This is a genomic window from Alteromonas sp. P256 (assembly GCF_036864455.1).
Lineage (GTDB): Bacteria > Pseudomonadota > Gammaproteobacteria > Enterobacterales > Alteromonadaceae > Alteromonas.
In genome coordinates this window covers 36,870-59,326 of the sequence record NZ_JAZETM010000009.1, presented here as the reverse complement: position 1 = coordinate 59,326, position 22,457 = coordinate 36,870, and the positions used below count along the sequence as shown (strand labels likewise).

Annotated in this window: 15 protein-coding genes; 6 read left to right on the top strand and 9 right to left on the bottom strand. The window is 45.5% G+C overall.

Going from position 1 to position 22,457, the window contains the following annotated elements; all coding sequences use genetic code 11:
• Positions 1 to 7: 7 nt before the first annotated feature.
• Both V7R39_RS13580 and parC read right to left on the bottom strand, forming a co-directional pair.
• The gene (locus tag V7R39_RS13580) at positions 8 to 547 is read right to left on the bottom strand and encodes a heme NO-binding domain-containing protein (protein ID WP_334031332.1); all 540 of its coding nucleotides are present in this window, start codon (positions 545 to 547) and stop codon (positions 8 to 10) included.
• Between the two features lie 61 nt (positions 548 to 608).
• The gene (gene parC, locus V7R39_RS13575; RefSeq protein ID WP_334031330.1) at positions 609 to 2,894 is read right to left on the bottom strand and encodes a DNA topoisomerase IV subunit A; all 2,286 of its coding nucleotides are present in this window, start codon (positions 2,892 to 2,894) and stop codon (positions 609 to 611) included.
• Positions 2,895 to 3,256: 362 nt separating this feature from the next.
• Between parC and V7R39_RS13570 the strand changes: the two genes are divergently transcribed.
• Positions 3,257 to 6,394: a hybrid sensor histidine kinase/response regulator gene (locus tag V7R39_RS13570; RefSeq protein WP_334031328.1), complete on the top strand. Its 3,138-nt coding sequence runs from the start codon at positions 3,257 to 3,259 to the stop codon at positions 6,392 to 6,394.
• Positions 6,395 to 6,444: 50 nt separating this feature from the next.
• Here the strand turns inward: V7R39_RS13570 and V7R39_RS13565 are convergent, their stop codons facing one another.
• The 3 genes from V7R39_RS13565 to V7R39_RS13555 form a co-directional block, all read right to left on the bottom strand.
• Positions 6,445 to 7,143: a DUF2982 domain-containing protein gene (locus tag V7R39_RS13565; RefSeq protein WP_334031326.1), complete on the bottom strand. Its 699-nt coding sequence runs from the start codon at positions 7,141 to 7,143 to the stop codon at positions 6,445 to 6,447.
• 250 nt (positions 7,144 to 7,393) lie between these two features.
• Complete coding sequence (locus tag V7R39_RS13560; RefSeq protein WP_334031324.1) at positions 7,394 to 10,546, bottom strand: efflux RND transporter permease subunit; 3,153 nt, start codon at positions 10,544 to 10,546, stop codon at positions 7,394 to 7,396.
• Entirely contained in the window at positions 10,546 to 11,784 is a 1,239-nt protein-coding gene (locus V7R39_RS13555) for an efflux RND transporter periplasmic adaptor subunit (RefSeq protein WP_334031322.1), read from the bottom strand. The genes V7R39_RS13560 and V7R39_RS13555 overlap by 1 nt, the downstream gene beginning before the upstream one ends.
• 119 nt (positions 11,785 to 11,903) lie before the next feature.
• On the opposite strand from V7R39_RS13555, the gene V7R39_RS13550 reads away from it, so the two are divergent.
• The 4 genes from V7R39_RS13550 (at position 11,904) to V7R39_RS13535 (ending at position 16,385) form a co-directional block, all read left to right on the top strand.
• Positions 11,904 to 12,548: a TetR/AcrR family transcriptional regulator gene (locus tag V7R39_RS13550; protein WP_334031321.1), complete on the top strand. Its 645-nt coding sequence runs from the start codon at positions 11,904 to 11,906 to the stop codon at positions 12,546 to 12,548.
• Between the two features lie 116 nt (positions 12,549 to 12,664).
• Positions 12,665 to 13,678, top strand: a complete 1,014-nt coding sequence (locus tag V7R39_RS13545) for an aspartate carbamoyltransferase (RefSeq protein WP_334031488.1) — start codon at positions 12,665 to 12,667, stop codon at positions 13,676 to 13,678.
• A 4-nt stretch (positions 13,679 to 13,682) separates the two neighbouring features.
• Positions 13,683 to 14,963 carry a glutamate-1-semialdehyde 2,1-aminomutase gene (gene hemL, locus V7R39_RS13540; protein ID WP_334031320.1) on the top strand — a complete coding sequence of 427 codons (1,281 nt, stop codon included), beginning with the start codon at positions 13,683 to 13,685 and terminating at the stop codon, positions 14,961 to 14,963.
• Positions 14,964 to 15,302: 339 nt separating this feature from the next.
• On the top strand, positions 15,303 to 16,385 hold the full coding sequence (locus tag V7R39_RS13535; protein WP_438823546.1) for an adenylate/guanylate cyclase domain-containing protein: 1,083 nt from the start codon (positions 15,303 to 15,305) through the stop codon (positions 16,383 to 16,385).
• A gap of 21 nt (positions 16,386 to 16,406) precedes the next feature.
• Here V7R39_RS13535 and V7R39_RS13530 read toward each other — a convergent pair whose 3' ends face one another.
• The 4 genes from V7R39_RS13530 to glnK all read right to left on the bottom strand — a co-directional run bounded on the left by V7R39_RS13530 (position 16,407) and on the right by glnK (position 21,073).
• Entirely contained in the window at positions 16,407 to 17,333 is a 927-nt protein-coding gene (locus tag V7R39_RS13530; RefSeq protein ID WP_334031319.1) for a Dyp-type peroxidase, read from the bottom strand.
• A 148-nt stretch (positions 17,334 to 17,481) separates the two neighbouring features.
• Positions 17,482 to 19,194, bottom strand: coding sequence for a gamma-glutamyltransferase (gene ggt / locus V7R39_RS13525; protein ID WP_438823548.1), 1,713 nt, complete (start codon positions 19,192 to 19,194; stop codon positions 17,482 to 17,484).
• Between the two features lie 260 nt (positions 19,195 to 19,454).
• Positions 19,455 to 20,702 (bottom strand): ammonium transporter, encoded by a 1,248-nt coding sequence (locus V7R39_RS13520; RefSeq protein WP_334031318.1) that lies wholly within the window; start codon positions 20,700 to 20,702, stop codon positions 19,455 to 19,457.
• Positions 20,703 to 20,734: 32 nt separating this feature from the next.
• A complete protein-coding gene (gene glnK, locus V7R39_RS13515) occupies positions 20,735 to 21,073 on the bottom strand; it encodes a P-II family nitrogen regulator (RefSeq protein WP_032095165.1) in 339 nt (112 codons plus the stop codon).
• A 404-nt stretch (positions 21,074 to 21,477) separates the two neighbouring features.
• Here glnK and V7R39_RS13510 point away from each other — a divergent pair, with 404 nt between their 5' ends.
• Positions 21,478 to 22,365 carry a hypothetical protein gene (locus tag V7R39_RS13510; RefSeq protein ID WP_334031316.1) on the top strand — a complete coding sequence of 296 codons (888 nt, stop codon included), beginning with the start codon at positions 21,478 to 21,480 and terminating at the stop codon, positions 22,363 to 22,365.
• The last annotated feature ends 92 nt before the right edge of the window (positions 22,366 to 22,457 follow it).

Below are 22,457 nucleotides of genomic sequence, written 5' to 3'. Positions count from 1 at the left end.
ATACAACCTATGAAACTACAGCAATGCTGAATTCATAAGTATGAGGGCTACTAAGCTGACGCGTTTCGCGCTCCAACTTACAATTAAAATAGTCGGCTGCACCATCCATAAGGCCCTCTGCTAGAGCGAACAAACTGCGTTCAGAGTAGTACTGCAATCGCATTGTCGTGTCCGTTCGCGACAATACCTTAAAACGTGGTAAATCGGCGTCAGGGTAGAGCTTCTTAACCTGTACATGAATGTCATCGTCAAGATGCCCCAACATATCCAGCATACTGTCAGTATTTGCTAGTACATCACCATGAGCAGCGCCTAACTTCCCAAAAAGATAGTAACCAAAGTCGTGCAGCAACTCGTTGGCAGACTTGCCGGTTTTTTCAATCAGCACCGCCAATAGCCGTTCCATTTCTTCAAACGGATAGTAGCCTACAGCCGTGTAAGCCCCCTCGTTTTCTAATTCAGCTTCCATAATCACGTCATCGGCAAACTCAGGTGACACGTTTTCTTCTAACATATCGATCAACGACGTAAAAACTATACCCAGCATATCCGGTTTCCTTCACTGTTGTGACAAAAGTGTAGTTCACACCACACGATAACAACAAAATTTATAATAGATTTTCGATTTGGCTGTCATTTTTTTCAAATACAACCTCTACGTTATCGACTCGCTGCAACCCTCTTGGCAGCTTATTACCTCTGCGTCCTCGTTCACCTTGGTAGTGCTCTAAGTCTTCAGCCGACAATGTCATATTGCGTTTACCAGCAGCCACTTTAATTGATGCACCTGCAGGCACAACGGTAAGTACTTTGACATACTCTTCTCTTGCCTGAGACTTAGCTGACGGAATGTTTATAAGCTTATTGCCTTTGCCTTTACCTAAACTCGGCAAATCTCGAAGCGGGAACATCAGCATACGGCCTTCATTGGAGATGCTTAAGCACAGGTCAGAATCTGGATTACTCACCAGCACTGGCGTCATTACCTTAGCAGCCTTTGGTAACGACAGGTAAGCTTTACCCGCTTTGTTCTTACTCACCATGTCCTTGAAGGTTCCCAAAAAACCGTAGCCAGCGTCAGAACCCACTAAAAATTTACTCTCATCTGAAGCCATGATGACGTGTTCAAATGACTCGCCACCTACAATGCTAAAGCGTCCGGTTAATGGCTCGCCCTGACTCCTTGCAGAAGGCAGGCCGTGAGCATCACATGAGAAGGTACGCCCAGATGAATCCATGAAGACCGCAGGTTGATTACTCTTACCTTCTGCACTACCAAGGTAACCGTCTCCCGCTTTATAACTTAATCCCTCAGCATCAATATCGTGACCTTTCGCGCAACGAGCCCACCCTTTTTCAGACAATACCACTGTGACTGACTCGGCAGGTATTAACTCTTTTTCAGACAACGCTTTTGCTTCACCGCGCTCAATGATAGGTGAGCGTCTATCGTCGCCGTACTTTTCTGCATCGGCTAAAATTTCTTTTTTTATCAGCGTTTTCAAGCGACGTTCAGAGCCTAATAAGGTTTGTAACTTATCTCTCTCTGCCGCCAACTCTTCTTGTTCGCCTTTAATTTTTACTTCTTCAAGCTTGGCCAAATGGCGAAGCTTGAGCTCTAAAATAGCTTCAGCCTGTGTATCACTTAAACCAAAGCGCGATATCAACTCCGGCTTTGGTTTGTCATAGGTGCGAATAATATCGATAACTTCATCGATATTTAAAAAGGCAATAAGTAAGCCTTCCAGAATGTGCAGCCTAGCTAGTACTTTATCTAATCGATACTGTAACCGACGAGTTATGGTATCTTTTCGATATTGTAGCCATTCAGCCAAAATAGTACGTAAATCTTTTACTTGAGGGCGGCCGTCCAACCCAATCATATTGAGGTTTACGCGATAGTTCTTTTCTAAGTCAGTGGTGGCGAAGAGATGCTGCATAAGCTGCAGTACATCAATGCGATTAGAACGAGGACTAATCACAAGTCGTGTCGGGTTTTCATGGTCAGACTCATCCCGCAAGTCGCTCACCATAGGCAGCTTTTTTGCCTGCATTTGCGACGCAATTTGTTCTAAAATCTTGGCGCCAGACGCCTGATGAGGCAATGCCGTAATAACAATGTCACCATTTTCTTCGTGATACACAGCACGCATCTTTATTGAGCCGCGCCCTGTTTCATACAGCTTGCGAATATCTGCTTTCGGCGTGATTACTTCTGCGTCGGTGGGGTAGTCAGGCCCATGAACATGCTCGAGCACGTCGTTTAAATCTGCTTTGCTGTTGTCGAGCAGCATGGCGCAGGCCGTGGCTAGCTCTCTCACATTGTGAGGGGGTATATCTGTCGCCATGCCTACAGCAATACCCGTCACACCGTTTAGGAGTATGTGGGGCAGTCTCGCAGGTAACGTACTAGGCTCGTTTAAGGTTCCGTCAAAATTTGGTACCCAATCAACGGTGCCCTGGCCTAATTCATTTAATAGTACTTCGGCAAAGCGAGACAGCTTAGCTTCGGTATAACGCATAGCCGCGAATGATTTAGGATCATCCGGTGCCCCCCAGTTCCCTTGCCCATCTACCAGCGGATAACGATAAGAAAACGGCTGCGCCATCAACACCATGGCCTCATAACAAGCCGAGTCGCCGTGAGGGTGAAATTTACCAAGTACGTCACCTACGGTTCTCGCAGACTTTTTATACTTCGCGTTGGCACTGAGTCCAAGATCGGACATTGCATAAATAATGCGGCGCTGTACTGGCTTTAAACCGTCAGAAATATGGGGAAGCGCCCTATCCATAATTACGTACATGGAATAGTTAAGATAGGCATCTTCCGTGAAACGTCTCATCGGGAGCTGTTCCACACCGTCGTTACTAATAATGATCTCGTCACTCATGATAATTTTTTCGTTTTGTTATTAATACCAATGCGCTTGTTTTTTTGCGAGGTCGCAGTAAAAGTGAGATAGCACGCCTTTTTGAGTAAGTACAAGAGCGTATCACTTCATTGTGGGGTAAACCGCTTGTAGGTGCAAATAATACGAATAAATGAACTATTAAATAAAGCATGACGCTTACCATTCCTGGCAATTCTTTGTTATACAAATAAAACAGTGGTTTAATAGGACGTGTTGACCTTTGACTTAGTCCACTAGGCCTAAAGGACTGTTTCGCGATTAAAACAATTCCATTTAGCCCAAAAATCGTACAGCAAAGATCAACACGCCCTAATATAAAATTAAAAGAAGAATAGTTGGTCATGCCTTTTTTTCGCACTTTGTTTTTGACTTTTTGTATTGTGGCTGCCGCACTTTGCTGTTCATTCAGTTCTGGTGCCTATGCACAGCATATTGAACAGTTATATGATGAGAATAGCACGCTCGATCTTTCTGGTTCTTTATATTACTTATACGAAACTAACTATCAGCTAAGTATCAGCGATATTGCTCGGCGTAAGAACGATTTTTTAGCCCATTCAGGCAAAAACCCCAACTTTGGTTTTCAAGACAACGCAGTTTGGCTACTCAAATCGGTAACCAATGTATCAAACGAACCTGACTGGGTGTTCTCCATTAATTTCAGCCAGCTGGATAAAGTTGATTTTTACCTTATTCAAAACGGTAATATTATTGCGCAAAGCCATCAAGGCAAGTTGCAAAAAGAACAGCGCTTTCGCATACCTACATTGCAAACTCAGATAGACTCCGCAAGCCCTGTCGACCTCTACATTCGTGTTGAAAGTCAGTCTTCTAGTATTATTGTTCCTTTGCGCGCGCAGTCCGCAGCAAAGCACAGCCGCTATTTTCAGATCGATAGTTTGCTATGGGGTGTATTTTATGGCGGCTTATTAATTCTCGCTATTTATAACCTGGTGCTTTATTTCGGAGTCAGAGAAAAAAGTATTATCGCCTATGTTGGTTATATCCTTACTGTTATTCTCTGGCAGGTAGTCTGGGGAGGGCACACACACTTTATTTTTGCATACGGTATTCCTGCATGGTTGGTAGCGCATACTGAGCTTATTTTTGTCTTCATTGGCATTACCTCTGGCCTATTTACTATTACTTTTTTAGAAAGCGAAAGGCACGCCCCAACATTACACCCCATATTGCAGTTAATGCTGGCGACTCAAACCATTATCGGCATCGTTTGCTTTGCTGACTTATTGCCATCAATGTGGAAGAACAACTTAGTTTATGGCGTCGGACTAGTCTCAATATTGAGCTATGTGTCTGCGGGTTTTGAGGCTTACTTTAATAAGTTTAAACCTGCGAGGTACTTTATTTTTGCTTGGGGCTTATTAGCGACTGGGGCGGTTGTCGGTATTCTGAGTTTACTGGGAGTTGCGCCTGTGAACGATTTCACAACCTACTGCTTTCAAATTGGTGTTTTCCTTGAGGCTAGTTTGTTTTCTATTGCTCTAATGGAGAAAAGTCGTGGGCAGCTAGAGTATGATATAGAGCAGGCCACTAATGACTTGCACAACAATATGGAGCTCATTGAAGAGCAAAACGTACGGTTAGACATTGCCAGAAAAGACGCCATTAAAGCCAGCCATGTTAAATCTCAATTCTTGGCAAATATGAGCCACGAAATTAGAACACCACTCAATGCTATTTTAGGGTTCAGTAAAGAGCTAAATAACGCCTCACTGCCTCCTGATCAGCAAGAGCAGGTACGAATTGTGAATACCGCTGCTGACAATCTACTTACCATTGTTAACGATGTGCTCGATTTTTCGAAAATTGAAGCCGGCAAGTTAAGTTTGAACAGCCAACCGTTTTCGCCCAATAAGCTGTTTGAAGAAATGGTAGCAATAATGGCAAAGTCATCACATACCAAGCGTATAGAGTTTGTATTTGAACTCGCTCCCCTACCGGAAAAGCTTTTAGGTGATGTATTTAGAATAAGGCAAATCCTCAATAATCTGCTCAGTAATGCCCTTAAATTTACTTCTACAGGAAGCATTACCTTGGCGGTAAGCGGTCGCGCACTCGAGCACGGCATTCACGAGGTTAATATTGTTATTCGCGATACAGGAATTGGTATAAGCCGTCAGGATCAGAAAAAGCTGTTTAATGCCTTTTCCCAAGTAGACGATGCGTTAAATCGGAATTACCAAGGCACGGGGCTTGGGCTTGTGATTAGTCGCGAGCTAGTCAATATGATGAACGGCACGCTTACTCTTAAAAGTACGCTTGGGCAGGGGTCTATATTTAATGTAACGCTAAGGATGAATCAACTTAGCCAGAAGTATGTACTGTCTTCCAATTCTGACTGGCAAGGTAAAAAAGTGGTAATTTTCGATCCTATCCCCACCACTAGACAAGCGAGTGCCAACATCCTCAAGTCGATGGGTGCAGAAATCACCTGTGTTGAGTCTATCGAGTTTCTCAGCAGCCTTAATGGACAGTATGATTACATAATGGCGACAACACCCGTCAGTCATATAGACTCAAGGCTGCAGCACCTACGTAAGTTCGTCGAGTTTCCGGCTAAAAATAGGGTGCTGTGGTATTCGGGTCCAGATCCATTTATGAAATACCCCAATTTATACCAGCACTTTTACACCCAAATTCGAATGCCTATGACGATCACCAAACTAGACAGTTTGATGAGAGAGCAAATTATTTCTGGGGTTAATCCGCTTAAAGAAAAAATAAATGCATTGCCAAGAGCAAGGTTGCTCGCGGTAGACGATATAGAAATGAACTTAAAGCTTCTTCATACATGGCTTGACGATTCAGCTATTGAATTAACCACCACCATAAGCGGCCAAGATGCCGTCAACAAGTGTCAAACCCAGGAGTTTGACTTGATTTTGATGGATATACAGATGCCCGGTATGGACGGTGTTCACGCGACTCGCGAAATTCGTAAGTCGCCCATGAACATGGGAACACCCATTGTGGCCGTTACTGCTCATGCTTTAAAAGAAGAACAGGAAAAACTGCTTGCCTCAGGGATGGACGACTACCTGTCCAAGCCTATTGAAATTGACTCGCTACTCACTTTGATCAAGTCATGGTGTCATGACATAGAGCCAGGTGAACTTACTTTCCCTTCGGTAGATTGGCAGCTGGCCCTAAAACGTGCAAATCAAAACCAAGCTGCGGCAAAAGAGTTATTGAATGACTTCATTGCAATGCTGCCAGACACCCTACACGCCCTAGAGTCACAAATGGAGAGGCTCGCATTTGACGAACTTTCTGCTGAAGTTCATAAACTTCACGGGGCGTGCTGCTATACTGGTTTGCCACGGCTTCAAAACCTAGCCAAAGAACTAGAAATAGCACTTAAACTTAACCATACAGATTTGATTGAAGAGTTTTTGCCGGCACTGATTAAAGAGGCACAAAAAATTATTGAGGAAAACAACGTCAACGCCTTGCATTAACCATAGAGAAAACGTCTTATGCGAGCAGAAACTTTAGCTTTCCAGACTCTTCAGCTTTCTTGCAATGAAGCAGAGCGAGCGTGCTGGCACTGAACAATTAATGCAGCGAAATCTACGGCTTCTCTGTCAAGTTCAGAGCTTGCTATGAATATGTCATAGCCTAGGCGTTTTCTAAGCTCTACCATACGGTGTGCCAACATTGCTTTGATACCAGTGACAGGAGTGCCATCTTCTAGCACAAAGTGCTTATCGTCGAACATAGATTGCTCGTAACAGCTTCCCGTAGCACAATCACTGTCCGAGTTATGCAGCAGCAAAGGTCGTTGCTCCATGAGCAAATGAGTGGCAAGGCGCGGTGAAATGGTTTTTAAAAAATCAGTATAATTTTTTAGCTTAAAACCCACGGTTTCAAGCGCTACCTGGTCAAGTCCATGGCGAATGCGTGGACAATCAGCTCGTTGTAAATTATCCCAATGAATACGCCAGCTGCCTAACCGATGTCGGTAAGTGATGTAGTCTTTTGCAATTTCTAAGCTGTAGTTGGGTTCACGTATTTTAAAGTAACCGATAAGTAAGCACACCAAAGCTGCGCTGGTCATAAAAATACCTGCCAAAAACAGCCACTCGGGAAGAAAGCTAAGCCATAGGGCTGACACCACTAACCCCACACAGCCAATCACAATGCTCGTTATACCATTGCTTTTAGATGCAGCTCTAATATAAATGGGTTCTGCACTACTGCCAGACATAAAAATACACTACCAACATAATAACGGCCCAAAGAAGGTATAATCGTACACGCTTGCACTTAGCACAATCGGTTTTCCACCAGCGGGAAAAAAGAAAACGCTTTGTTTGCATATGTGCCGACACATCCTATGACAAAATTTACAATCGTCTCGCGTGCTGACGATAAGATAACTTCTGTATACGCGATTTAAAAACAGATAGTTTACCTAAATCCGTTGCTATCTAAACCAATCAGCCTATGGCGTTGTTTTATTCACTCGCTAACCTTTTGTGCTGATTGCGCTTAAATGCAGCCACAATAGTTGGAGTAAATACTAGAGATAGAATGACCGAGAAACCCACGCCGCCTGCAATAACAACAGCCAGAGGAGGCCAGAAGCTTCCCTCACTGAATAACAATAGCGGTATAAGTCCCCCCACCGTTGTAAATGTGGTCGATAATATATGTCGACTACAGCTCATTGTTTCTTCCACTATGGCTTTCGTATCACCTTGTTTTGCTTGCGGGTTAGCATTAATTGCCGCTATCACCACGATAGAACCATTGATAGCAACCCCGATAAGTCCTGCGCAGCCAAGCAACGGATTAAAGCCTATGGGGAGCCCAGAAAGCCACAAACTGAACATACCAAGACCAACGGATAGAATCGCGATTAGCCCAATTACCCCTGCCATTCTTAAGCTTGAGAAAGTGAGAATAAGCGTTGTAATCATTAATACCAATAAGACAGGCGCGTAAGTCCCAAGCTGACCTAACGCTTGCTGCTGTTCATCGGCATCCCCTGCTAAATGAATTCGATAGCCTTGAGGTAACACCAAATGCTCATCAAGCTTCTCTCTCAACGTATTGCTCGCATCTATTGCCGGTACATCGGGTAATAAAAATGCTTGAATACGATTAAGGCGCTCGCCGTTAACACGGGTAATACTGCTTGTAGCCGGCTTTAGCGAAAGCGATGTCACAGCCGCCAAAGGTGACCATGAGAGGGCGCTATCACTAGCTACAGGTATGGGCATAGAGTCGACACCGGAGACATCTTGTCTAAATGACTCATCCAACCTCACTCTTACGGGAACCTCCTCAGTACTTTCTAATACTGATCCGCCGGTCATCCCAGAGAAGTTGATTTGCATCTGCGCAGCAAGATCGGCCAAAGATATCCCTAAATACGACAAGCTATCGCTATCTGTAACAACGTTAAGCTCTGGCTCGCCCATAGAAATGCTGGCTATTGATTGAGAAATGCCGTCAACCTCTGACATCAGCGCTCTTACCTGCTCTCCTAACTCGTTTAATACGTTTAGGTCGGGCCCAAATATCTCGACTTCCACCGGCGCAGCAATGGGCGGCCCCTGCCCAAATCCTTTCACCACAATTTGAATTTCTGGATATGCGCTATCTAAATCTTGCTGCAGCTTGCCAACGAGAGATGATGCCTCTTCAACAGTGTTGGTGGTTATCACCGCATTGGCAAAATACGGCATGTTATCTCTTGTCATGGTTTGATTGTAATACACGGAAGGCGCCGAGCCGCCCACCAGCCAGGTGACTTGATTAACGCCCTCGTACTGGCGAATTTTGGCATCAACGTCCAATGCATAGTCAGTCGTATTGGTAATACTGCTGCCTTCTTTCGTCCACAGATACACTTCAAACTGGTCTCTGTCGGCACTAGGGAAAAACACATTTGCTAAGCGTGTAGACAGAGCAAAGCCGGATAAGCACAGTATGCAAATAACTGAAATAACGAGCTTCGGCTGCTTTATCCAGCGTCCTAGCTGGCGACTAAAAGCTAACGTTAGCGCCGGTGCCTGAATGCCCACCTGCCACCACGAGGAGCCAGCAGCTTTCGTTGTATCTAATGCAGCGCCGTCGTTTTTCGGTAAAAACCGCGCTGCCAGCGCAGCAATAACTGTAAGAGAGATAAACAAGGAGCCAATTAAGGCCATTACCACGCTAATAGCGATAGGCCCAATAAAATCGCCAATGTTCCCATTTAGCAAAAATATTGGCATGAACCCCAACACCGTTGTGAGAGTTGAGGCGAGTAGCGGCGCGAATAAATGCGCCACACTTTTCGCCATCGCACCGACTCGGGTAAGCTGAGGGTCTTGTAAATTGAGTCGAATTTCATCGGTTATTACAATGGCATTATCAATGAGAAGGCCAATGGCGATTATCATGCCAAAAATGGACATCTGATGAATTTGTTCGTTATAAAAACTCAGCGAGAACAACGTGAAGGATGCACACAGCGGAAGCGCCAAACCCACAATCCATGCAGCCCTAAAACCCATAAATAGTAAAATAACTAACATTACCACCGCACAACCCATCAACAAATTCATTGATAAATCGGCTAAACGGGTGGCCGTGTATTCGTTTTGCTCAAAAGCGACTGATGCGGTAAGCGTACCGCCAAAATCGCGATTAAACTGCTCGACTTCTGCAAGGGCATTTTGGGTCCACACATCAGAGCGTAATGAGGGCTGCATTCTAGCCGCAACAAAAATAGATTCTTCACCATCTAAAAATGCAATTTCACTGCGTGGCGTAGTGTAGCCTCGAGTGACAATCGCAATATCTTCAACGCGCAAGTAGCGACCGTCGCGATTGACTAAGGGGACCGATGCAATCATATCAACACCGGTGAGTCCCTCGCCCACACTAAAGCGTAAGTTGCTCTGTTGCGTATTTAACATGCCTGCGGGCAGCTTAGGGTCGGCATTGCGAATAATAGTGCTTACCTGCTGTAGCGTTAAACCTGTGGCCGCTAATTTAATGGGGTCTACGCTAACGCTCACTTCTTCGTTAGGCTCGCCATATACCCTGACTAATTCAGTGCCGTTAACGTTTCTCAAACGATCGGTGAGCTCTTCAGCAAGGCGAGACATAACTGTAATAGGCGTTGTGTCTGGATATTCGGCACGAAGAGAAAGTAGCAGCGTAAAGGCGGTTGCCCCGCGCTTTTCATCAAAGACAGGGTCTAAAACCCCTTCGGGGAATAGGTCTGACGCCGCCCCAATCGCATCGCGTATCTCGCTGAATAGCTCTTCGTTAGTGCTGTTATCAACCCAATCTTGGGTCTCTATTAATATGACTGAAATCCCCGCCCGAGACGTAGACTTAACCTCTTTGATTTCAAATATTTCTCGCAGCCTGTCTTCTAAAACATCACTGACAAGCGCTTCTACACGCTCTGCCGACGCCCCTGGATACTGGGTGATAATTAGCGCATTGCGCGTATCGATCCTAGGGTCTTCAATACGTGGTAACGAGCCTAGCGCTGACAGTCCGGCGACAATGATGATCACCAAACTTAACACTAGCAGATGTCCTCGACGATAAAAAAGCGTATACCAAGGGAAGTCTTTACTTACGCTAGCGTGAGGCGTTTTCATTATTGTACTCCAGCGTATTGCGCGCTGTTTTGACCGCCGCTTTCTGGGGCACTGCGCTCAGAGTAAGATTTACGCTCTGTTTGTGTCTGCGTTTGAGTTGACGCACTGGCTGCGGATACCCGCTGTCCTGGAGACAGCTTGTGGGTACCGTCTACGATATAGCGGTCGCCTTCTTTCAATGCCCCACGGACAAAGGCGTTGTTCCCGTCTGTGTAAACCACCTCCACCACTCTTGCTTCAAGTGCTGTGCCGCTCTCACTTTGAGCTGCATCGCCTAATACAAATACTCGCCATAGGCCACGCAGCCCGTTACTTAATGCCGTCACAGGAAGCCAGCTACCTTGTTCATTGTGCGAGCGCGCACCAAACAAAATAGCCATATCACCAGGTCGTACTTGGTCATTGCTGTTCAGGGTTACCAGAATATCAACCGTTCTGGTTTGTATATTTCTCACAGAAAGGCGTTGGGTCACCACGCCCGCCGCATTTTGCTCACCAATTTGAATTATGACAGGCTCACCAATATCAAACTGGTCGATAATATCTGCTGGCACTGCAAAGCGAGCTTGAAATTGCTCGTTACTCGTAATACCAATGACCGCAGTCCCAGCGTTTACAACACTCCCCTCATCAAAGAAGCGTCGGTTAACTTGACCGTCAAACGGTGCGTAGAGCACCGCTCTATCAAGTGCTACTTTCATCGAATTAAGCGATGCTTCAATTTCGTCTACTCTGGCATTGGCCACACTAAGGGAAGCGTTTGTTTCATCAAGACGCTGTGCAGACTCTAGTTTTCTGTCAACGAGGGATTGAGTGCGATCGTTATTGATTTTGGCTAAGTTTAAATCTGCCTTTACTCGCACTAAGGAGGCGTTAAGCTCTTCTTGCTGTGCTCTTAAGCGCTGAGTATCTAACCGAGCAACAACATCTCCCTTAGACACGGCATCACCCTCTTCAACCAATACTTCCTCTATTTGACCGCCAGTGTCAAATGACAGCGAGGTGGATTTTGGCGATTCAACTAAGCCGAAGACACTAATTGGCGTTTCAAATTGCTGTTGCACCTTTACTGTACCGGTAACAACAGACATGGGCGCTCTCGCCTGAGGTGTCTGCGCGGCATTACCTATTCCAGCCGCCACCAATAGCAGCACCAACGCGGCAGTGAAAACGACGATTGCAACGTATAGTGATGCTTTACTTGCCGTTGACGAGGTGTCAGCAGAATTCATGTTCATGTTTTTACACTCAGTGATGATGTTTGCAAATGCATATTGCGATGCTAGTATATAAATACTAGACCGTCCAGTATGATATTATTTATTCTTTATATTCTTTTTTTTCGCTAGCGAGGATCATGGTGTCGCAAATAAAAAAACAAGGTAGGCCAAAAAGTGAAGAAAAATCTCGGCTTATCTTACAGGCTGCATCGCGACTTTTCTTGAAAGATGGCTTTACTAAGACGTCTATGGACGGCATTGCTAAAGCCTCTGGCGTTTCAAAGCAAACGGTTTATTCCCACTATGATAGCAAAGACGTCCTTTTTCAATCGGCCATATCGTCTAAGTGCAGAGCATATCAGCTCGATACCCCTGAAGCTTTCGAGCCAGCGTCACACGAGCCAGACATTACGGAGTGTCTCCATAAAATTGGCAGACAATATATACGTCTTATTCAAGACCCCGAAACCGTGGGTATATTTAGGGTGATCATTGCCGAGGCTGTTAATAACGCGCACGTGGCGTCGCTCTTTTATCAAGCCGGTCCGAAACGCTCACTAGACGCCCTCGGTCATACCATTTGGCAGTTAGGCAAAGGTGACATTACTGAACAGAAAGCGAATCAACTTGCCATTGATTATTGCGCACTATTGAAAGGTGAATTTCACACCATGCTGTTATGCGGCATTCACCCCGCAATGAACGATAAACACATACACGAACACGTAGGCCAAGCAGCAGAAAAAATAGCAGTATTGTTTGCGCATTATCGCAATAAGTAGTCACAACGAATAACGCAACAAATGCGCGAATTACGCTCAGAGTTTGCCGCTGACAGATTACTTATACCGCGGTTTGTTATACACTAGCGGCGTTTTCGTTAATGATTGAGTGGCTCATGTCTGACTTTACTGGTAACCATATTCTTTCGGTTAATCAATTCGATCGGGAGGCCATTGAGAAGGTGTTCTCAGTAGCCGATTCCATGCAACCTTATGCAAGACGAGAAAAACGCACGACGGTATTAGAAGGCGCCATTCTTGGTAACCTTTTTTTTGAACCCAGTACCCGTACTCGCGTGAGTTTTGGTACCGCCTTCAACTTGTTAGGTGGTGAGGTTCGAGAAACGACCGGAATGTCGAGTTCAGCGCTGGCAAAGGGCGAATCTCTTTACGATACCGCAAGAGTATTAAGCGGGTATTCCGATATAATTGCCATGCGACATCCCGCTTCAGGCTCTGTGGCCGAATTTGCTGAGGGAAGCCGAGTTCCCGTCATTAATGGCGGCGATGGTGCAAATGAACATCCTACTCAAGCCCTGTTAGACCTATTTACCATTAAACGTGAGTTAGAATACAACGGCCAAGGCATCGATGGGCTCCACATCGCTATGATAGGCGATTTACGCTACGGCAGAACTGTGCATTCATTATCCCGTTTATTGTGTTTATTTAATAATGTTCGTTTTACCTTAATATCCCCTCGTGAATTAGCCATGCCACAACCTGTCATTGATGCTATTGAGCAAGCAGGTCACCACCTTACCATTACCGATACCCTAGAAGGCAGCATGGATGCAGACATTTGCTATCAAACTCGTATTCAAGAAGAGCGATTCCCTTCACAAGATGAAGCCAATAAATACCGCGGAAAGTTTCGGTTAAATCAATCGATTTACACACGACACTTTCAGTCTAAGACCGTCATTATGCATCCACTTCCGCGAGATTCTCGTATGGAAGCCAACGAGCTAGACAACGATTTAAACCTTAATCCAAACCTAGCCATTTTCCGACAAACCGATAATGGGGTGTTGGTGAGAATGGCCTTATTTGCCCTCACTCTTGGTGTGGAGCATTTGGTCACAAAATATGAACGTGACGTCGTTTGGTACAGCAATAAGAGTAAGTAATTACATGACAAAATCTGAAACACTATTTGCCCGAGCTCAAATAACTATCCCAGGTGGTGTGAATTCACCTGTGCGCGCTTTTAAAGCGGTAGGTGGAACACCTCGCTTTATTACTAAAGCAGATGGCGCATACATGTGGGATGTAGACGGTAAACAGTACATTGACTACATTCAGTCATGGGGCCCAATGGTATTAGGGCATAACAACCCTAAGATAAGAGAGGCCGTTATAGAAGCCTCTTATAGCGGTTTATCTTTTGGTGCGCCTACCGAAGCCGAGGTCATTATGGCTGAAACGGTGAGTAAAATGGTACCGTCAATGGAGATGGTGCGCATGGTAAATTCAGGTACCGAAGCGACGATGTCAGCAATACGACTTGCACGAGGTTACACAGGTCGCAACAAAATTGTGAAGTTTGAAGGCTGTTATCATGGGCATGCCGATTCGTTGTTAGTGAAAGCGGGGTCAGGTGCACTGACACTGGGTGTACCAAGCTCTCCTGGCGTACCTGACAACGTGGCGGAACATACGCTTACCGTCGAATATAACAATATCGAATCGGTTAAAGAGATTTTCAAGGCTCATGGCGACGACATTGCCTGTATTATTGTAGAGCCAGTGGCTGGCAACATGAACTGTATTCCGCCTGTGGAAGGTTTTCTTGAAGGCCTTCGTGCAGTATGCGATGAGTATTCAAGCGTACTTATTTTTGACGAAGTTATGACAGGCTTCCGCGTATCTCGCGGCGGAGCCCAAGAGCGTTATGGTGTTAAGCCAGATCTTACCTGCCTTGGCAAAGTGATTGGCGGCGGTATGCCAGTAGGTTGTTTTGGTGGCAGAAAAGATATTATCACGCACATAGCCCCAACAGGCCCTGTCTACCAGGCGGGAACGCTGTCGGGTAACCCAGTAGCGATGGCTGCAGGCCTTGCAGCTATGGAACAACTGCAGCAAGAAGACCTCTATGACTCAATTTTTGAGAATACGCAGGCGCTGGTAGATGGCATGCAGGCACTGGCAGACAAGCACAATATTAGTCTAACTACTAATGTTGCGGGCAGTATGTTTGGGATATTCTTTACCGATGTTGAGAAGGTGACGAATTATAAACAGGCTATTAATTGCAACACCGAGCAATTTAATAAGTTTTATCACGGCATGCTGAACGAGGGTGTGTACCTCGCCCCGGCATCCTATGAGGCAGGATTTGTATCAAAAGCCCACGATGCCAGTGTTATTGAAAAAACACTAGCGGCAGCAGATAGGGTATTTGCTACGCTTTAAAGCATTGGTGTAGTAGCCCTGCTTGTATTGGGGCTGTGTTTACTGAAGCTGTCTATGCAAAACAGAGATGCCTAGAGAGCACATCAAATGCTGTGCTCTCTAGTAAACAGTGTAATCTTGTATCGGCCGGTAAATAGCTGTTCCCTTTGTTGCTGAAGACTTTTTTTGATCAATCTCTTCTCTCAACTATTGTTCACTTGAATTGCACTACGGTATACATTTACCTTAGTCATAAGCAGGCATTGACAAGATTCCGAACGTCTTGTATTTCGTTTTTCGGACTATTTTGTATTAATGCCTTCATTCTCGTTATAAAGTCACTTTGAATAAGAGTAGCTAATGTCTTCTATGGAATGGTTTTTAGGAATAGGGATAGTTCTACTCCTCATTTATAGCGCTGTTATTACGGTGCTGCTGATTAGGCGCAGCCGAAGGTTTGCGCGTCGAGTTACGCAGTTCAAAAAGAACAGGCGCAATACGAACTTAGGTACTGAAAAGGAGGCTAGGTTTCAAGAAGCTGCTGATGAGGCTCTGCGATTAAATCAAACCTTTCAAAAATTTGTGCCCAAGCAGTTTGTAGAACACATGGCCAATACCGATGTTGACAATCTTGGTTTAGGCTATGCCTCAGAAAATGAAGTCGCAATCATGTTTTGCGATATTAGAGGGTTTACTGGTTTTTCTGAACGCATAACGCCTCAAGAGTTGATGAATTTCCTTAACTCGTACTTCACCCGCATGAACGACCCTATCCACCAAAACAGTGGCTTTATCGACAAGTTCATGGGTGATGGCATTATGGCTTTATTCGACCACCCAGGTGGTACAGCGAGAGACAAAGCTATTGATTCTTTAAACGCTGCATTAGATTTAAGAAAAGCATTGACCATCTATAACGGACATAGAAAGAACAGCAACTATGCCGCGGTCAACATGGGTATTGGAATACATTTTGGCAATGTGATTATGGGCACGGTAGGTTCAGACGATCGCATGGACACCACCGTGATTGGCGATAGTGTTAATATTGCATCACGCCTCGAAGCACTCACTCCTAAATACCAAGCCGATATTATTGTGAGCGCTCAAGTACTGCAAACCTTAGGGGCCGGCTATCCCATTAAGACCCGCTTACTCGATTGGGTTCGGGTAAAAGGCCGTCAAGCACCGATTGAGATTTATGAGGTACTAAGTCATCTCAGCGATGTTGAACAAGCGGCGCGAATTTCTGTTCAAGCCAAGATTGCAGCAGGTTTGGCGTGTCGTATCAACAAGCAGTGGGATGAAGCGATTGCCTACTTTGAAACCGCACTGGCAGTTAATCCAAATGATACCCTAGCCCATCACCATATTGACGTATGTCGCATTTATCGAAATATAGACTTAGATGACAACTGGGATGGCGCTCTCGTGCTTCAGTAAAAGCGAAGCAATAGAGAGGTGTCAGTTCGATAGAGTAGCCTGCGCTTTTATAAAGTTAACCGAGGGTGCAAAAAATGCAGCACCGGTTTCTGCACTTGTAAAATCTAACCATCGGTCGTAATCCCCTTCTCCATTGCCATATATCTGACTTTGTAACATATGCTTAAAGGGTCGCGCGCTTGCGCTACAGCAGACAGAAAACAAGCCTTGAGATGCCATATCGCCATAGGGCATACCTTGCTTCATAAGTTTAGAGGTTTCATCATCGGCAGATGCGCTTACGGCGCGAACGCAGTGTGATGAGCCAGACTGCTCTACACTAGGCAAGTTGTGTTGCTGAGTAGTTCCCATCGCCTGTTCTTTTTGCCTATCAGACAAGCTATTCCAGCGCCTGAGATCATGTCGATACCGTTGCACGTGCAAGTAACTTCCTCCTTGAAAGTCGGGATCGTCCTCTTCGCTGATAATAGCGACCTTTCTGCGCGCCATACCCCTCGGGTTGTCAGTGGCATAAAGAAAGCCGTTGAGGTCTCGACCGTCGAGATAGCGAAACCCTCGTACCTGCTCTACCAGCTCAACGTGAATACGCAATAAGTCCATCACCTCTATACCTACGGCGTGGCAAATATCTAGCCGGTCTGCTCGAATTTGAATAAACAAGTCGCAAGGTGTGCTGGGCGCGCTTCTGTCTTCACATTGCATATCGGGGAAAGGAGCAAGCTCAACGGGAATGAGTCCTGGATAAACATCGGCCCAGTAGCTGGTTCCCACCGCAATTACACCGGTAACCATTGCTTCGTAATGCTCATTTTCAAAGTGCTCGAAAATATCGAGCACTCTTGCTAATTTTGCTCTTACGGCTTCGCTGTCTTCATCGACAACATTGAGCATCAAATATTGCGCATGCAAATTTGGCTCTGCGCAAATGCCTTTTTGTGGTTGTGTCATTGCAGCTCTTGTTATTATTTGAAGTTTTATTAAAGCACTTATAAAAATCACTCATTCAAACAGCGCTTATTAACCGTTATTACAGATGTTATTCAACCCCTATTATAAACGGTTAAACCCCTTGCTGTGACGAGCATAGTCAGTGTGCTTAATACCCTGCAGCTTGTCCATCTTTTCTGCTTTCAGAAGCGCCAAAATACACGCCCTTTTTGGCATCCCAAGCAATGGCTTGATAGCCGCCAAACGCACCGATTACACGCTGGAGTTTATGGCCTCTCTCCATAAGTTCGCGCTGCACCGCCTCATCGAATCCTGACTCTAGGCTTACATAACCACCGTCTAGCATTAATTCACCCGTTGGACTACTTGAGCCGCTGTGGAGTATGCGTGGTGCATCACCTGCTTCTTGCAAGTTCATACCAAAATCCAGAATATTGACAATGATTTGTGCGTGCATTTGAGGCTGCGTTCCACCGCCCATTACCCCAAAGCTCATCACCGGGCGACCGTTTCTGGTAACAAATGCAGGAATAATAGTATGAAAGGGACGTTTACCGGGACGATATTCGTTGTAGTGTCCCTCTTCTAGCGTAAACATTTCACCTCTATTTTGCAGCACAAAACCTAAACCCGGCGGCGTCATACCCGACCCCATTCCGCGATAATTACTTTGAATAAGCGACACCATATTGCCGTCTTTGTCTGCCACGGTCAGGTAAATAGTATCGCCCTCATAAATACCTGCATCTACTCGCGACGCTGCTTTCTCCATATCGATAAGTGCCTGTCGCTTTTTGGCATACTCTTTGGAGATCAACCAATCTACGGGAATATCATTAAAATCGGGATCAGCGTAAAACTTTGCTCTATCTTCAAATGCGAGCTTTTTGGCCTCTACAAAGGTGTGAATATAATCGGCAGAGTTAAACCCCATGCCTTCTATATCGTAGCGTTCGAGCACATTAAGGATCTGCAGTGCGGCAATACCTTGTCCGTTTGGAGGCAGTTCCCACACATCGTAACCACGATAATTTGCCGACACTGGCTCAACCCATTGTGATGTATGAGACGCTAAATCTTGATAAGAAAGAAATCCGCCTTGGGCTTCCATATACGCATCAATTGTACGCGCAATATCGCCTTTATAAAACGCATCGCGGCCACCGGTCGCTATTTTTTCATAGGTAACCGCAAGCCCAGGATTCTTGAATATGTCGCCTTTTTTCGGCACATTGCCGTTGATGAGGTAAGTCTCAGCGAAGCCGTCGTAGTGGCCTATTCTGTCTTTATTCATTTGCCAGTAATACGCGATGAGTTCGGAAACTGGGAAGCCATTTTTTGCGTATTCGATGGCAGGAGTCAGTAGAGTAGACATGGGCAACTTGCCAAACTTTTCATGTAACTCAAACCAACCGTCTACCGCACCAGGAACTGATACAGGTAAGGGACCAAACTTAGGGATTTTGTTCAACCCGCGCTCTGCAAACACCGCTTTAGTCAGTGAACGGGGAGAACGACCTGATGCATTTAAACCCACTAGCTTTTGTTCACTGGCATCCCATACAATGGCGAATAAGTCCCCTCCTATACCACTGCCTGTAGGCTCTACCAGGCCAAGCATAGCATTTGCTGCAATGGCAGCATCGACAGCACTTCCACCTTGCTTAAGCACATCCAGAGCGACCTGCGTTGCTAAGGGTTGACTGGTTGCCGCCATGCCATGCTGCGCTATAACCTCAGACCGGCTGGCAAATGGCTTGCCCGTGACTCTGTCATACGCGTGTGAAGACGATATACAAAGCGTGCTGCATAGTGTCATTGCGAACGTCATCGTGAAAAGTGAGTGTGTTATTTTAGCCATCATCACAGTAGTCCCGTCGTTTCCCTTTTTAATCCAAAGCACGTTTTTTATAAACAATGTTGGTGTGCTTACGTTTGTTACTGGTAGTTGCGTGTCGAAATCTCTTTGCACTGCCATTTCTAGTGTAGCGTTTAAGGCGCGATACGCCTAGGTTTATCGCAGAACGAAAAAAGCCTCGCAAATGCGAGGCTTAAGTGATGATGATTAGGCATTATTATGTTTTTGTCGCTGCCTACATCAATGTAAATTGGTCCGTGAGTTTATGAGCGACCGCTGGTGAAGTCTGGGTATGCTTCCAAACCACATTCACTCATGTCTACACCGTCAAACTCTTCTTCTTCAGTAACACGGATGCCCATGGTTGCTTTAAGCGCTAACCACACTACTAAGCTGGCTACGAATACCCAAACAAAGATAGTTGCCGCGCCAATAAGCTGACCAGAGAAGCTCGAACCGTCGTTAGTAATTGGAACAAGTAGAAGACCAAGTAAACCAACAACACCGTGAACTGAGATAGCACCAACTGGATCATCAATCTTAAGCTTATCAAGACCAACAATGCTGAGTACTACTAAGATACCACCAAGACCACCGAATAAGGTTGCTTCTAATGGACTAGGCGTAGAAGGCTCTGCGGTAATAGCAACCAAACCTGCTAACGCACCGTTTAGTGCCATTGTTAAGTCAGCTTTACCAAATAAGATACGCGCTACGATAAGCGCAGCAATAGTACCACCGGCTGCGGCTGCGTTAGTGTTCATAAATACGATGGCAACAGAGTTTGCACTTTCAACCGTTGCAGTGGCAAGTACTGAACCGCCGTTAAAGCCAAACCATCCCATCCACAAAATAAATGTACCTAGGGTTGCTAGAGGCAGGTTAGCACCTGGAATAGCATTAACTTTACCATCTGCGGTGTATTTACCTTTACGAGCACCAAGAATTAACACACCCGCCAGTGCAGCTGCTGCGCCTGCCATGTGAACAATACCCGAGCCTGCAAAATCTGAGAAGCCTAAATCGCCAAGTGTGTACAGACCGAATACAGCTTCACCGCCCCATGTCCATGCACCTTCCATTGGATAGATGAAACCAGTCATTACCACAGTAAATGCTAAGAAAGCCCATAGCTTCATACGCTCAGCAACCGCACCAGACACGATAGACATAGCAGTGGCAACGAAGACCACTTGGAAGAAGAAGTCTGAAGAAGGTGCATATGTTGCTGGGTCTTCTGAAACACCTGTTGCGCCGTCGCTTAAGATGCCGCTAAGGAAAGGACCCCAATCGCCACCGCCGTACATGATTCCGTAGCCGCAAACCATATACATGGTGCAGGCTATGGCGAATAACGAGATGTTTTTAGTCAGAATTTCAGTGGTGTTTTTGGCTCTAACTAAGCCAGCTTCAAGCATTGCAAAACCTGCAGCCATCCACATAACTAGCGCGCCGCAAATTAAGAAGTAAAAGGTATCTAGCGCATACCCAAGTTCAAAAGTGATTTCCATTATGGTTTTCTCCGCAAAAATATCGTTGTGGCTTACAGCGCGTCGGTATCCGACTCACCAGTTCGAATACGAACGGCATGTTCTAGGTCATACACAAAGACCTTACCGTCACCAATTTTGCCTGTTTTAGCAGCACCAACGATGGCCTCGACCAAACGCTCGACCTGATCGTCCTGTACGGCAATTTCTAATTTTACTTTCGGTAAAAAATCTACCTGGTATTCCGCGCCGCGATAGAGTTCGGTGTGACCTTTTTGACGTCCAAAGCCTTTTACTTCGGTAACGGTTAAACCGTCAATCCCGATTTCTGAAATGGCTTCACGAACATCATCTAGCTTGAACGGCTTGATGATAGCAGTGACTAATTTCATGTGATGCTCCCAGTTTATTGTGATTATTCTGCAAAAATGCGTACTTGACGATTACTATACCAAGAGCCATGCCATAAATAATTATGAATAAAAATCAGATAGATAACCAAAATTAACGAAAGATAAGCCAAAAACAACGCACCATTAAGGTGCAGCGCGAAAAGAATGCCCAACAATGACGCGCACAAGGTCAATTCACCATAACTTAAGACGAGTAGAAGCATGTATTGGCCTTTTCAAATCCCGCTATCAGCGCTTACGGACTTTTCAGGTAAAGCGAATTGTTTAATGTTGATGCACGAAATTGAGTTTGTATACCGCAAGGGAAAAAGAGCATGAAGGCGCAGCGTACAAAAGCTGGATAAAGCGGAACTATCATTGAGTTACTGGGTCTGTAAATTCTGATGAGTACAAACACAGCGATGTTTTTCGCGCCCGAGCGCCCCTTACAAGACCATGCACGCAAACAGCGTTATGCATGGCGTACCGCATTGGCGTCACTGCTTATTCATGCTGGGGCAATCATCACAGTTGTTGTAGTAAGCCAATATGGTATTGAAAAAAAGAAAGCGGCTATTGCCAGCCTTTCCCCTGCCCCCACAATACAGGCCGTGCTGTTTCAGCCACCCGCCCAAAAAACTATTGAGCCCAGCCTTTTCTTAAATAAAGAAGCAGTAAACAAAGAAGCCGTCGACAAGGAAGTGGTAGACAAGCAAACGTCAGAGGTAGTCAATGAAGATACAAGCGAGGAGGAATCAGCAGACAGCGAAATACAGGCACCTAAAACGGCTGAAACTCTGGACAAGCCAAACGCTGAGCCCGAGCAGTCTACAGAAACCAAGCCCCTGCCAGATGCTCACCCATCACAGCTAGAAGAGGCACTTTCAAAAGAAGCACCTCTAAAAGAATCACCTTCCCAAGTATCGAAGCCGAACGTTAACCGTGAAGCCGGTCGTTTAAATGTGTCTAGCGCACAGGCTGCGGCCGACTATTTAGACAGTTATAATGAAGCCCGTATGGGTGAAGAATCTGCTAATGCGGCTTCTTCTTATACAACAAATAAAAACAGCCCAAACATTATCGACCCCAGAAAAGGCGAAGATAGAGATGAGAAGCTATTTAATCAGCGCCCAGTAAAAATCGTAAACTGTGCAGACACTACAAACAAAATACTCACGACATTGAGTGGCTGGGCTGGGGGCACTATGAAATGCTCTGAACGAGTTGGACATCAGCGGTTTATCGATGCCCGTATTAACAAAACACCTGAAAACGATGAGCAAACAAATTAACACATTGCTGTCGTAATGTTGTGTTGCCAAACATTGGCATTACGGCGTATTCTGCCTATCTAGGGCGTGTTGATCTTTGCTGTACGATTTTT

Coding starts and splice junctions, on each gene's coding strand:
- V7R39_RS13580 (WP_334031332.1), bottom strand. CDS start 547: ATGCTGGGTATAGTTTTTACGTCGTTGATCGATATGTTAGAAGAAAAC.
- parC (WP_334031330.1), bottom strand. CDS start 2,894: ATGAGTGACGAGATCATTATTAGTAACGACGGTGTGGAACAGCTCCCG.
- V7R39_RS13570 (WP_334031328.1), top strand. CDS start 3,257: ATGCCTTTTTTTCGCACTTTGTTTTTGACTTTTTGTATTGTGGCTGCC.
- V7R39_RS13565 (WP_334031326.1), bottom strand. CDS start 7,143: ATGTCTGGCAGTAGTGCAGAACCCATTTATATTAGAGCTGCATCTAAA.
- V7R39_RS13560 (WP_334031324.1), bottom strand. CDS start 10,546: ATGAAAACGCCTCACGCTAGCGTAAGTAAAGACTTCCCTTGGTATACG.
- V7R39_RS13555 (WP_334031322.1), bottom strand. CDS start 11,784: ATGAACATGAATTCTGCTGACACCTCGTCAACGGCAAGTAAAGCATCA.
- V7R39_RS13550 (WP_334031321.1), top strand. CDS start 11,904: ATGGTGTCGCAAATAAAAAAACAAGGTAGGCCAAAAAGTGAAGAAAAA.
- V7R39_RS13545 (WP_334031488.1), top strand. CDS start 12,665: ATGTCTGACTTTACTGGTAACCATATTCTTTCGGTTAATCAATTCGAT.
- hemL (WP_334031320.1), top strand. CDS start 13,683: ATGACAAAATCTGAAACACTATTTGCCCGAGCTCAAATAACTATCCCA.
- V7R39_RS13535 (WP_438823546.1), top strand. CDS start 15,303: ATGTCTTCTATGGAATGGTTTTTAGGAATAGGGATAGTTCTACTCCTC.
- V7R39_RS13530 (WP_334031319.1), bottom strand. CDS start 17,333: ATGACACAACCACAAAAAGGCATTTGCGCAGAGCCAAATTTGCATGCG.
- ggt (WP_438823548.1), bottom strand. CDS start 19,194: ATGGCTAAAATAACACACTCACTTTTCACGATGACGTTCGCAATGACA.
- V7R39_RS13520 (WP_334031318.1), bottom strand. CDS start 20,702: ATGGAAATCACTTTTGAACTTGGGTATGCGCTAGATACCTTTTACTTC.
- glnK (WP_032095165.1), bottom strand. CDS start 21,073: ATGAAATTAGTCACTGCTATCATCAAGCCGTTCAAGCTAGATGATGTT.
- V7R39_RS13510 (WP_334031316.1), top strand. CDS start 21,478: ATGAGTACAAACACAGCGATGTTTTTCGCGCCCGAGCGCCCCTTACAA.